Genomic DNA, 11800 nt, shown 5'->3' on the forward strand with positions numbered 1-11800 from the left:
TTCGGATCCAGGTGAGCCATCAGGCCCAGGAATATCCCTCCAATTCCTCCCGGCTGAGCCGGGGATACAACAAGGCGCCTCGTGGCGCACATGCAGCGTTCGACCGTGTTGCGCTGCTTGTAGGTCTCGCGGTCGAAGGCGGGTGGTCTGCCACCCCGGCTGCCACGTCTCAGACGGTGGCCGCGTTGATCGGCCAGCACGGGGATGACCGCCCGGATGCCGCGCCGCCTGAGGTGTTCACGGATGGCCCGCGACGAATACGCCTTGTCTGCGAGGACTACCTCTGGCCGGGTCCGGGGCCGTCCGCGCCTTCGGGGAACACGCAGGCGGGCCATCACGTCAGCGAAGGCAGGCGCGTCACCGGCCTGCCCGGCGGTGAGATGGAAGGCAAGGGGCCGGCAGTTGCCGTCAGCCGCGAGATGGATCTTCGTGGTCAGCCCGCCGCAGGACCGGCCGATGGCATGGTCGTCCGGCTCGCCAGCTGGGACCCCTTTTTGCGGGCTCCAGCCGCGTGCTGATGGGCTCGCACGATCGTGGAGTCCACCGAGACGACCCAGTTCAGCTCCTCATCGGCGTCGGCCTGTGCCACAAGCGCGGTGAACACCCGTTCCCACGTGCCATCAGCGGACCACATCCGCAGCCGGTTATAGACGCCTCGCCAGTTGCCGTACTTCTCCGGCAGCCGCACCCACTGCGCCCCGGTCTGGAATTTCCAGGCGACGGCGTCGATCACCTCTCGGTGGTCCCGCCACCGGCCACCCCGCTTCGGTGTCCGGTCCGGAAGCAACGGCTCGATCCGCGCCCACTGCGCGTCAGTCAACGGCACACCCGGACAACGAGCAGACGATACGGAGGGAGCGACTACACGCCGCCGGCGCCAACGGCCTTGCCGGAAGCTGTCCACCAGGACATCACCCGGGCAGCCATCGCTTCCGGCTCTGACGGAAGCGGGGTGAGACGGAAGTGATCTTCCAGCTCATGCCGCAGGAACTCACCGATCTCCGCCTGGTCGCTGCCACCCTGAAGCCGCTGCAGGAGAGGGGCGAGCATGCAGTCGTACTCGTCTTGCACATCGTCAGCGACGCCGATCGGATCCCACTCATTGAGCAGATGCCGCAGGCCGTTCTCGGTGCTGTCGGTTCCAGATCGCATCGCTCCAGAGTGGCACTGGAGAACCGCCGCCATCACTCACCCCCACTTTGATCCAAACAAAACTGCCTAGCCCTCCGGACGTGCAGCCCGTCGCCGCCTGCGGACACCTCGACCCAGCACCCGGCCGCAGTGTCGATCACGCCCTGCGCCCACGGCGACATCTCGCCGTCGTCGAGACAGTGATCGAGGTCGAGGCAGACGACGTCGTCGCCGGCTAGGACGAACCCGAGCCCGGCGCCGGCCGAGGACCTCGCGGCGTCGCGGTACCACGACCACCGCCGCCAGCTGAGCGCGTGCCCAGTTCCTTACTCAGCAAGGTTCCGCGCGGTTCGAAGCCTGCCGAGGAGTAGAAGTGGACGGCTCCCGTGTTCGCCGTCCCACACCGCAACGTCATAGCTCACCAGCGCATCGTCGCAGGCAGCAGTTCCTTCGGACTCAGCAGGCCCTGAGATCGAACCGCCACCAAGTGATCCGAAAGAGAGCTCCCAGGCCGTACGCCGAGCGCCACTTGAACGACGCACCCGTGTTCGGGCGCGCGCCGTCTACATGCCGGTGGGGAAGTTCATGGAGGCCGGCGGCGGTGTCGGGATGTAGTGGTGCGCGAGGTCGGCGTCGCGGTTGTGGGGCCCGTGGCGATGAGCCTCCGGGTCGCCATACTCCTTGAGATCCTGGCGTCCGGAAACGACGTCGCGAACGCGCATCACGACTCGGCCGAGCAAGGTCTTCATCGGTATTCCCCCTGGTGTACGTGGTCTTGTCGAAGAGGATGCACCGCAGACGAGCCGGACTCCAGCGAGTTGAGCCCATCTTGAGCCTCGGCCGGTCGTTCCCGGCCATCGCCCGGATCCCTCACCACGCCTGTGCCCTGATCCAAACGACAGGCCCTAGCCGAACTCCACGACGAGTGGAAGGTCTTCGACCGCCGCTACCTATCCGAAGGCTCCATGGCCGAACTTCTCACCGCCGAACCGAGCGGGAACGACCCCCAGCTTCCTCCACAGCCGAAACCGAGTCAACTCGACCGGTGACTACACCACCCGGTGGGACACGATCCCCGACGGCTGAAGGCGTGTCCCCACCCGTCGGCAGACACGGCACATCTCTGGCGCACAGCCGCCTGTGGGGCTGGCAAAGTACAGCCCCCAGACAACGGCGTCCTGCGCACTCCATCCACTGATCATGAAATGCGTCGCGCGAGTCGCTGCCCCACGCCGCACGACACGCCAGAAGACTCACCCCACAAGCACACACTGGCCTGCACTGCGACAAAACATGCGACGGCTCCCCGGGGCAGGCCAGGCCACAGATTTCTTCGTCTGGGACCACGAGGACGACAGCCGCACCTGGGTGGCACCGAGCCTGGTGAAATAGCTCAAGTGGTGGCTGACAGGGCAGATCAAGCTGTAGCACCACGCCGCGCGCAGCCGCGGGTTGGAGGGCCTGGAGAACGTGGTCGCTCGACGTCGCTGGTGACCTGGGTGGTGTGCCGCCTCTCGGTCGCTGCAGAGGTGGCGCAAATAGACAACTGTGCGTGGGTGCTTGTCAGAAGCCGCCTCTAGAGTGAGCACCGGCGCGGCGTCAGGTTCGTTGGGGCTCGGGGGAAGAATGAGCAGCGTGCGGTCGATGCGGGCATCAACGTGGCGGGTATGCACGGTAGTTGTCGTCCTCGGTGCGCTGGCAGGTTGTGGCGGTCATGGCAGTGACGAGACGTCCTCGAAGACGAGGTCGCCGGTGTCGGCCGGACCAAGCGCGCCATCGCGTCCGGTTCACGATCCGCCGGCGAGGTTCGCCACCGGCCACTCAGTCCAGTTGCCGGAGCAGGCCATCGCCGGGCGTCTGACCATGGGCGGGACGCTGAATGCCCCCCTGCCGGTGGCCCTCTACAAAGGGACCGCCTTCATTGCCACTACCAGCCAGATGCAGGCCATGGACACCGCAACGGGCCGGGTCACCGCGACGGTCACGCCTGAACGCACACCGGTCGAAACGGGTGACGGGTGGAAGGACATCAACCACGCCGACGCCCCGTTGCTCGTCAGTGCCCACGGCACCCCGACTGTCATTGCTCCCTTCGTGGTGGAGCAGACGGGCACGGGGACGCAGGCAAGTCACACGGTGGTCGAGGTCACCGGCACCAATGCGGATACCGGCCGAGCCATGTGGCGCCTCACCCTGCGGCTGCCTGAGTGGGCCACGGGAGCCGACCCCAAAGCCTCAGCCATCGGCGCGGACAACGGCATCGCCGTGATCGGTGTCTCCACTTCCAACGATGCCCGCGCTGCCGCCTACGGCATCGATCTGAACGGTCCGCGCCAGGTCTGGAGCGTTGATAAGTTCCAGGCCAGCGCAGTCACCGGCCAGACGGTGGCGGGAGCACTGCTGGAAGACGACATCGGCATTGACCAGCGGCCCGCCGGTTTCGACCTGGCCACCGGCAGACGTCTCTGGCAGGGCCCCCTCGGCAAATGGGTGAGTGCAGACCCGGCCGGCCCGCGCCAGCTCCGCGTCCACGGCAAGGACTACGACAACGGGTCCTACGACCGCCTCGCCGACCCCCGCACCGGCCGTACCCTGCACAACCTCCCAGCCGACCTCGCCGGCTCGGCCTGTACCTACGACGACCGGAGCATGCTCATCTGCTACGGCATGGGCGCCGCCTCTTACGTCGTCTACGGCCTGGATGCCTCCACGGGCAAAGTGGTGTGGCAGCTTCCCGACCGGCAGGCTGACCGTATCGCTCCCGAAATCACCACGGCCTGGCACGGCCGTGTCTACGGCACGACCGACAACGGTGCGGTCGCCCTCGACGCCCGCACAGGCAAAGACCTGCCAAGCCCGGGCGTCGCCCCGCTACTCGTTGACGAATCGGCGGGCATCGTCCTGGTCGACTCCAGCTTGCTCGCCTACCCCACCAGCAGCTGACGCCTCGGCGCGGGCGACAGTAACCGCGCAGGGTTCCAAAACACGCAGGACGCAAGCCAGATCGGCTGACTCGTCCAGTCACGGTGGCCTACAACGATAAATCCGTTTGGAGGCCTGGCCCCAGAAAGTGCCATCACGTCTGCAGAACGGCGAGCATCCGACTACCCGGGCGAAGGCTGGCGGGGCGGCTAGGTGGCGGTCGGCGCGAGCACGGCGCAGATCAGGCAGCGCGGGGCGGGACGCCAAGTCGCCGCCACGGCCCGGTGTAGCGCGCCGCAGTCGGCGCAGCGGGCGAGGTCGGCGCGACGGGCGCCCGCCTGATCACCACCGCCCTGCACGAACTGGAGCGCGCGGACAAGGAGTGCGCGTGGATCACGACGTGCGCGGGCGGTGGACTGGCCACCGGGACAACCATTCAGCGACGGTGAATGACGCCATCCGGCCTTGGGCCGCGAACAGCCGTGCGATGCCGCGCGTTTGCACAACATCGCGGCCGAGGTCACGTGGCCGAAGACCTTGCACGAGCCGAACGCTCCCGCGGCTGACCGGCTAGATTCTGGGCGCACATGGATCGTCACCCTGGCGATCCCGCTCACGGGGAAGGCCATAGGCGTGGGGAATGGTTCGGCGAGACGTGGTGCGTTCATCCTGGTCGCTGCTGTTCTGGTCGCAGGCTGCGGGAGCAGCCACGAAGGGCAGCATGGGATGGGGACGGCCCGAGCACGGGCCTCGCACGCCACGGACGCCGCCCCGCTGAGCGTCCGGCAACTCAAGGCGCTCGCCCTTCACGACGGGGAAGTGCTCACCTCGCGGCTCCGTTGGAGGAAGCCGAGGCAGAGGACCATGGCAAGCGCACGTCATTCCCACCGGTGTCAGACCCGGCATGCCAAACCTGGATCGATGTCGAGAACGGCCAAGGAGCGTTCGCCCAGGTATCACAAGTCTTCAACTGGAAGCACGACATCTGGGGCGGGGGATCGACGCTCGCTTCCTACGAGGGCGACAAGGCGGTCGCTGCCTTCAGGCGCCTTCAGGACGCTCTGAAGACCTGCCGGTCTTACACGGGCACCGGCTATGTGGGCCGATACAGGGCAAAGCTGGCCCCGGAGAAAGCACCTCGCCTGGGAGACGAAGCCGTGCGGTTCCTGACTACGACCCCCATGCCGAAGGACCACCGGCTCAATGAACGCGATTACACCGTAGTCCGGGCGGGATCCGTCATCGTCACTTTCGACAAATTGAACATCGGCGCACGCCCCTCGTTCCCGCAAGACGTGATCCGGAAACAGGTCGACCGACTCACCGCTGCACAGCGGCACTGAGGCCCACCGGCAGGTGTTGCGCCATACACGGGATTCACGTACGACAGTGGCCGCGCCTCGCGTACACGATGACCCGGGCGCCCCACAGCCGCACCTCACATCGGCTGAGGCTTTCCGGAGCGATCGCCCGGCAGATGCCGGCGCAGCAACCGGATCGCGGGGGCGTGGTCGTAAGAGTGGGCTACCTGGAGCGGCGTCTCGCCAGTCGCATCGGGCAGCTCGGGGTCTGCGCCGTACGCGAGGAGCACAGCCGTCGTTGCCACGGTGAGCGGATCACCGCTCTGCAGCGCGACGTCGCCTTCCGTGCCAATCGCGTGCGTAAGCGGAGTCACACCGTTGCCTTCGTCAGGGTCTGCGCCGGCGTCGAGCAGGCGAGCCAGTAGTTCCACGTCCTGGTGTTCCACTGCGAAGAGCGTCGGAGGCCACCAGGTGCTTCTGTCGATGATTGCCTGTTGGCTCAGCGGCAGTGACGTGAACGCCGCGATCCGTCGCTGGGTGCGCTCTACCGCAGCGCCGAGGTAGGGGCGCGCTTTGCTGATCGCGTCGTGCACTTCGCTCCCCGGTTCGCAGCAGACCAGGATCTCATCGATCCGGACGTCGAAGTCGAAGGACTGCCCGCCGGGGCCGGTCGTCATGTCCGCGAAGACCAGCGCGTCGAGGACCGGGGAGTCCTCCCGCTCGTAGACGGCCAGCTCTGCCGAGAGCCCGCGCTGCTCTGCCTCGTACACGGCCCCCGAGTGGTGGGCAACCAGCCGCACGAGGCGCGGCGGCGCCCCCAGCGCTTCCAAATGGCGGGCACCGTCGAGGGGATGGAACCCTGTGTCACGTAGTTCTGGGGCATAACCGATGCCGTGCAGCCACGCTGCGGCGACGAGGAGATCCCGGTCAGAGTCGGACACAGCCGCGGAAGCCTCCTGAGCCCTGACAGCCACCGCCTGAGTATGCAGCCAGCAATTCCCGAACGGAGGAAGCAAGGACTCGGCGAACTCGGCCGCTCCCTGAGCCGTGTCCAGTGCAGAAGGCATGCATGGAACGGTAGCCGAGACGACCGCCGGACCTGGTCCACCCGTGAAGAACTGCGGATCGCGATCGTGTCCTGGATCGAGAGGACCTACCACCGGCGCCGCAGGCAGGCCGCACTCGGCCGGCTGACACCCGTCGAATTCGAGGCCGTCATGACCACACCGGCCCTCCAGGCCGCGTGACCGAACCTGTCACCCAAACCTGCATCAGACCCGAGCGGTTGCTGATCATGGGTGCGGTACAACGCTCCCTACTTCATCAAATGCCCGCGCGAGGCGCGGGCTGGCTCCTGGGCCCGGCCCCCACACGCCTCCGTCGGGAGATCGGCCGGCACCGGGATAGAGAGGGCGCCGCCGCCGACCACAGGCCCGTCGTGGCAAATGTCGGGAGCTCCCATCCCGCACACCATCGACCCAGGCAGAGCTGAGCAGACGCGGCCCATGGCGTCCTGGTCGTTCAGACAGTGGCGCGCTCCACCTGGACGCCATGAACCACGCCCGCTCCACGGTGTGTGGGTCGACGACGGCGCACGGGATGAGAGCAGGGGAAAGTGGTGGGTTGAGCAAGACGACCCCGGCACGCAGCCTGACGGTGAAGACCCCCGATGACCTGCCGTATCCTTCCTCGTCACCGTACGAACAAAGGGGAGAGCCCATGAGCAGGGCCATCGGGCAAAGACACCTGGCGGCCGTGGCTTTGATGGCCATCGGCATGACGGCTTGCGGCAGCAAGCATGACGGAGGCTCCCCGACAGCGACGGTCAGCGGAGGCACGGAGCAGAAGACACGTGTGCTCTCTCAACAGCAGCTCGAAGATGCCGTAGTGGACGCGCATGATCTTCCAGGAGTCCAAGTGGAAGAGATCGGAGCGGGAACGAAAGGTGTGGGCAATGGCGTCATCCATGCCGCACGCCGTACCAACACCGCCCCTTCGCTATGCGCGCCGGTCAGCGCCGCGGTGGATGGAGCCAGCGGCTACACCCCCGTCGGCAGTGTGCAGCGCATCGCAGGCACGAAGGGCCACCCTGCGACCCTCACCCTGGTGTCCTACCGCTCAGCGGATGCCCCTCGAGTCATAAAAGAGCTTCGTACGAGCCTGAAGTCCTGCGAGGGATATGAGGCGGGCGCGGGTGCCATGAAGGTGAGGTACGACGACGTCGACGCCACCAACGCTCCCCCGCAAGGCGATGAAGGGGTCGCCTTCCGTCTCAAGTGGGTCGTCGAGCCCGGTGAGGACGGTCTGAAGTCCCCCGTCAGTGTGGCCGTCATCCGCCACGGGTCCACACTGGCGATCTACAAGGCCGTTTCCGATACCCCCCGGACGCGGGCGAGCATCCCGAGCGATCTCGTCAACGCCCAGTCGCAAGTGCTGGACGCCGCTGTTCGCACCCCTTCATAGTCGTGCCCCCGGCGTGCCCGATGAGAGGGAAGCAGCAGGGAACAGCGGCGAGCGTCGGCAAGCGACCACGGAACATACAAGTCAGCGCCCCGCCAGGTCAGCACACTCTCGCATACGCGATCTTCCGAGCTAGTGCCGCATCAGGCAACGTTCGCCCCTACCCCGCTCTGGGGGAGCCGGTCTGGCCCACCCGTTGCAGGAGTTGTCGGTGGCGGCTGCCAGGCTGGCGCCGACAACTCCGCTCGCTGTGATCAACGGGGGTTCCGATGCCAGATGAACGATCCGGGTCTGTCCTGTCCTCGGTCGGCTTCAACGCCGTGTGGTGCGCCACCGATCTCGGCGAGTACCGCGCCTGCCGTTACACCTACGAGCGCTACCCGTACGAGAGCCTGCCGCCGCTCGACTCCAGCCAGTTCACAGGAGCCTTCCCATGGCTCGGTGGCGCCCGAGGCCTCGCCCCTGAGCAGGTCACGAAGCTCAATGGCTTGGCGGAGGATCTGGCGACCAGGAGCCTGACTTGCCACAGGACTTCGTCACGTTCCAGACCAGCGCGAATCTGTACGGCTTGCTGGACGAGGTCTCGGTGACCGGCTGCTGGACCGACATCTCGGAACCACTCCCCAGTCCGGTCGAGCCTGGTTCCTTCCTCGTGCGATTCCTGCGGGATCAGCAGGACTGTGTCATCTGGTACCTCTACCTCCGCCCCTCGGGTGAGGCGTTCGTGGTGCACTCCCACGTCGACTACGAGTACGAGTTCGAGTTCGAGGTCCAGCATGATGGGGAGGAGTGAGCTTGTTCCGCTTTGACGGACACCATCGGTGTGGTGGTCAGGCGGCGAGTGCGGCCTCATAGTCGACGGGACTGCGGTAGCCGAGGCTGCTGTGCAGTCGGTGCAAGTTGTACCAGCTCTCGATGACCCCGTTGCCCAATTGGGTGAATGCGTCTGATCTCTGCCTTGGTGGGTGGTTGAGGGGTGGAGCCTGAGGTCGGAGGCTTGGGTCGCGAGCCCGCCTCGATCTCGGGACGGAGGGGTTGGGTGTCGATGCGGGCGGACTCGGGTCGGGAGGTGCCTGAGGGAACGCGGGTGGTTGCCTGGGCAGCGTTTCCCAAGGGGTGTCTGGCGATGCGGGTGCGGGACGCGCTCGGTCCGCTGTTCGACGACGAGGTCTTCAGGTCCGCCTTCGGCGTGCGTGGCCGCCCCGGTGTCGCTCCGGGCCAGCTGGCGCTGGTCAGCGTGCTGCAGTTCGCGGAGAACCTGACCGACCGCCAGGCGGCCCACGCGGTGCGCGCGAGAATCGATTGGAAGTACCTGCTTGGCCTCGATCTGGCAGACCCGGGCTTCGATTTCACCGTGCTGACGGGGTTCCGCGACCGTCTCCTGGCCCACAGTCTGGAGGAGGAGATCCTGGATCTGCTGCTGGAACGGCTCACGGAGCTGGGGCTGGTGGCAGGCCGGGGCCGGCAGCGCACCGACTCCACGCACGTGCTTGCCGCGGTGAGGGACCTCAACCGCCTGGAGTTCGTCGGCGAGACGCTGCGGGCCGCGCTGGAGGCGGTCGCCGTCGCCGCACCGCAGTGGCTCGCGTCCTGGACGCCCCCGGCCTGGCAGAAACAGTACGGGGCCCGAATGGACTCCTATCGGCTGCCAAGTGATGAGAACGAGCGGACCCAACTCACCTGGCGCATTGCCGCCGACGGCTACCTGTTCCTTGAGGCGGCCTTCGCGCCAGCCGCTCCCGACTGGCTGCGGGAGGTGCCCGCGGTCGGCATCCTGCGGACAGTGTGGCTGCAGCAGTTTCAGCGGACGGTCATGGACGGGGTGCAGGAGGTGGCCTGGCGGGGGAAGAGTGATCTCCCGCCCAGCAGAGCGAGGATCACCTCGCCTTACGACCCTGATTCCCGCAACGCCGTCAAGCGCGGCTCAGCCTGGGACGGCTACAAGGTCCACTTCACCGAGACCTGCGACGCCCAGGAGAGCGGCCGACCCCACCTGATCACACACGTGGTCACCACGGACGCCACGGTCGGCGACCCCGTGGTCGTCGACGAGATCCACGACCGGCTCCATGCCAAGCACCTGCTGCCCGGCGAACACCTGATGGACGCCGGATACATCTCCGCGGAGCTCCTGCTCACCGCGCCCAGCCAGCGCGGTGTCCGCGTCATCGGCCCGGTCAGGCCGCACACCCGCCACACTGTCCAGGCCGCCGGCTACGGCAAGACATCCTTCACCATCGACTGGGACGCCCGACAGGCGACCTGCCCCAACGGCGCTCACAGCCGTTACTGGACCGAAGGACTCGATAACAACCAGCGGCCCGCGATCCGCATCCGCTTCGCCACCGAGACCTGCGCGCCTTGCCCGGCTCGCTCGCAGTGCACCAGCTCCACCCGCTACGGCCGACAACTCACCGTCCGCCCGCAAGATCAAGACGCCGTCCTCGAACGCGTCCGAGCCGAGCAGGAAACCGAGGAGTGGAAGGCCGTCTACGCGATCCGCTCCGGCGTGGAGGGCACAATCCACCAGGCCGTCACCGCCACTGGCGCCCGCCGCACCCGCTACGCAGGACTGCGGAAGACCGCCCTCGCACACATCCTCACAGCCACTGCCATCAACCTCATCCGCATCGACGCCTGGTGGACCGGGCAACCACTCGCCCCCACCCGGACATCACACCTCGCTGCCCTCGACCTTGCCGCATAAGCAATTGGGCAACGGGGTCTCTCGATCCACTCGAAGATCGCGGTGCGGGCGGCGGACCTGCTCGGCCAGGGCTGAGTGCCGATCAGCTCGTTCTTCAAGGTGGCGAAGAACGACTCGGCCAGCGCGTTGTCCCAGCACTGGCCGGTGCGGCCGACGGATAGCCGGATATCCAACTGGCTTGCCAGCACTGCGAATTCGTGGCTGGTGTATTGAGAGCCGCGGTCGGAGTGGAAGATCACGGAACCTGCGGGGCGGCGCTGGCGGCAGGCGGCTCGCAGTGCGTCGGCGACCAGTTCGGTGCGCAGGTGATCGGCGGTAGCCCAGCCGACCACCCGGCGGGAGGCGATGTCGATGACGGTGGCCAGGTAGAGCCAGCCCTCGTCAGTGGGGATGTAGGTAATGTCGCCGCACCAGCGGGCGTCTGTCGCGGTCGGGTCGGGCCGGAAGTCGCGCAGGACCAGGTCCGGGCGGGCGGCCGCTTGTGGGTCGGGGACCGTGGTGCGGCGTCGGCGTCTGCGGTGCCGGCCAGCAAGCCCGGCAGCCCGCATCAGCCGGGCGATGCGTCTGCGGCCGCAGGCCATCCCCTCACGCTTGAGGACGGCGTGTATGCGCGGGGCGCCGTAGGTGCCCCGGGACTGGGCGTGGACGGCGGTGATCTGCTCGGTCAGCTCCGCGTTCTGCACGGCCCGGGGACCGGGTGTGCTGGTGCGGCGGGCGTAGAAGGCGGCACGGGAGACCTCCAGCAGTTCGCACGCCCGTTTGACGCTGTGGCCTGCCTGCTTCTCCGCCTCGATGAACGGGTGCACCGTCACCGGGTCTCCTTCGCGAAGAAAGCCGTGGCCCGCTTGAGGATCTCCACGTCCTCTCGCAACCGGCGGTTCTCCCGCCGCAACTGGGCCAGTTCCTCACGTTCGCTACTGGTCAGGCCGTCACGTTCGCCAGCATCGACCTCGGCCTGCTTCACCCAGTCGCGCACCGCGGTCTCGGTCAGGTCGAAGTCCTTGGCGATCTGACCGACGGACCGGTCACCGCGACGGCACAGGTCGACGATCTCGGCCTTGAACTCCGGCGTGAACGAGCGGCGAGGACGCGGCTTCTTCTTCCCCATGCTCTCCATGATGGACATCATCCTTCTGGGGCCGAAACCCCTGATCTTCGATGTCCGTCAAAGCGGATCAAGCCCAACTCACCCCGCCCAGAAAGCCCCGGCCCGGAGCACTGCCCGGCAGGGTCGAACAGTGGGAACGCGATCGGCACGATCACTCATCCGACCGCATCA

Annotated in this window: 10 protein-coding genes and 5 pseudogenes; 9 read left to right on the top strand and 6 right to left on the bottom strand. The window is 67.1% G+C overall.

All coding sequences use genetic code 11. The annotated features are described in order from the left end of the window. Positions 1–92: 92 nt before the first annotated feature. Positions 93–826: pseudogene (locus tag ACWD3E_RS42670) on the bottom strand (IS5 family transposase); the annotation flags it as partial. 35 nt (positions 827–861) lie between these two features. Continuing rightward, entirely contained in the window at positions 862–1152 is a 291-nt protein-coding gene (locus ACWD3E_RS42675; protein ID WP_451392847.1) for a hypothetical protein, read from the bottom strand. Positions 1153–1232: 80 nt separating this feature from the next. On the opposite strand from ACWD3E_RS42675, the gene ACWD3E_RS42680 reads away from it, so the two are divergent. Then, positions 1233–1370, top strand: coding sequence for a hypothetical protein (locus tag ACWD3E_RS42680; protein ID WP_451392848.1), 138 nt, complete (start codon positions 1233–1235; stop codon positions 1368–1370). Between the two features lie 324 nt (positions 1371–1694). On the opposite strand, the gene ACWD3E_RS42685 is transcribed toward ACWD3E_RS42680, so the two are convergent. Next, complete coding sequence (locus ACWD3E_RS42685) at positions 1695–1880, bottom strand: hypothetical protein (protein WP_451392849.1); 186 nt, start codon at positions 1878–1880, stop codon at positions 1695–1697. Positions 1881–2036: 156 nt separating this feature from the next. Here ACWD3E_RS42685 and ACWD3E_RS42690 point away from each other — a divergent pair. The 4 genes and pseudogenes from ACWD3E_RS42690 to ACWD3E_RS42705 form a co-directional block, all read left to right on the top strand. Next, positions 2037–2180, top strand: a pseudogene (locus tag ACWD3E_RS42690) (IS256 family transposase); the annotation flags it as partial. A 781-nt stretch (positions 2181–2961) separates the two neighbouring features. Next, positions 2962–4074 carry an outer membrane protein assembly factor BamB family protein gene (locus ACWD3E_RS42695; protein WP_451392850.1) on the top strand — a complete coding sequence of 371 codons (1113 nt, stop codon included), beginning with the start codon at positions 2962–2964 and terminating at the stop codon, positions 4072–4074. Between the two features lie 293 nt (positions 4075–4367). Continuing rightward, positions 4368–4502: pseudogene (locus ACWD3E_RS42700) on the top strand (steroid 3-ketoacyl-CoA thiolase); the annotation flags it as partial. A gap of 390 nt (positions 4503–4892) precedes the next feature. After that, a complete protein-coding gene (locus ACWD3E_RS42705; protein ID WP_451392851.1) occupies positions 4893–5396 on the top strand; it encodes a hypothetical protein in 504 nt (167 codons plus the stop codon). A 95-nt stretch (positions 5397–5491) separates the two neighbouring features. Here the strand turns inward: ACWD3E_RS42705 and ACWD3E_RS42710 are convergent, their stop codons facing one another. Further along, entirely contained in the window at positions 5492–6421 is a 930-nt protein-coding gene (locus ACWD3E_RS42710; protein WP_451392856.1) for a hypothetical protein, read from the bottom strand. Between the two features lie 21 nt (positions 6422–6442). Between ACWD3E_RS42710 and ACWD3E_RS42715 the strand changes: the two are divergent. The 4 genes and pseudogenes from ACWD3E_RS42715 to ACWD3E_RS42730 form a co-directional block, all read left to right on the top strand. Beyond that, positions 6443–6601: pseudogene (locus ACWD3E_RS42715) on the top strand (IS3 family transposase); the annotation flags it as partial. A gap of 472 nt (positions 6602–7073) precedes the next feature. After that, entirely contained in the window at positions 7074–7817 is a 744-nt protein-coding gene (locus ACWD3E_RS42720) for a hypothetical protein (RefSeq protein ID WP_451392852.1), read from the top strand. Positions 7818–8334: 517 nt separating this feature from the next. Next, the gene (locus ACWD3E_RS42725; RefSeq protein WP_451392853.1) at positions 8335–8607 is read left to right on the top strand and encodes a hypothetical protein; all 273 of its coding nucleotides are present in this window, start codon (positions 8335–8337) and stop codon (positions 8605–8607) included. A gap of 246 nt (positions 8608–8853) precedes the next feature. Further along, positions 8854–10521 carry an IS1182 family transposase gene (locus ACWD3E_RS42730; RefSeq protein WP_451392854.1) on the top strand — a complete coding sequence of 556 codons (1668 nt, stop codon included), beginning with the start codon at positions 8854–8856 and terminating at the stop codon, positions 10519–10521. 32 nt (positions 10522–10553) lie between these two features. On the opposite strand, the pseudogene ACWD3E_RS42735 reads toward ACWD3E_RS42730, so the two are convergent. Together ACWD3E_RS42735 and ACWD3E_RS42740 are read right to left on the bottom strand one after the other, a co-directional pair. Continuing rightward, positions 10554–11333, bottom strand: a pseudogene (locus tag ACWD3E_RS42735) (IS3 family transposase); the annotation flags it as partial. After that, on the bottom strand, positions 11330–11638 hold the full coding sequence (locus tag ACWD3E_RS42740; protein WP_451392855.1) for a transposase: 309 nt from the start codon (positions 11636–11638) through the stop codon (positions 11330–11332). The pseudogene ACWD3E_RS42735 and the gene ACWD3E_RS42740, both read right to left, overlap by 4 nt. Positions 11639–11800 lie beyond the last annotated feature (162 nt).

This window comes from Streptomyces sp. NPDC002676 (assembly GCF_053592455.1).

What these genes read in the sequence shown, in the direction of transcription:
- ACWD3E_RS42675 (WP_451392847.1), bottom strand. Translation starts at nt 1,152, where the DNA reads ATGCGATCTGGAACCGACAGCACCGAGAACGGCCTGCGGCATCTGCTC.
- ACWD3E_RS42685 (WP_451392849.1), bottom strand. Translation starts at nt 1,880, where the DNA reads ATGAAGACCTTGCTCGGCCGAGTCGTGATGCGCGTTCGCGACGTCGTT.
- ACWD3E_RS42710 (WP_451392856.1), bottom strand. Translation starts at nt 6,421, where the DNA reads ATGCCTTCTGCACTGGACACGGCTCAGGGAGCGGCCGAGTTCGCCGAG.
- ACWD3E_RS42720 (WP_451392852.1), top strand. Translation starts at nt 7,074, where the DNA reads ATGAGCAGGGCCATCGGGCAAAGACACCTGGCGGCCGTGGCTTTGATG.
- ACWD3E_RS42740 (WP_451392855.1), bottom strand. Translation starts at nt 11,638, where the DNA reads ATGGAGAGCATGGGGAAGAAGAAGCCGCGTCCTCGCCGCTCGTTCACG.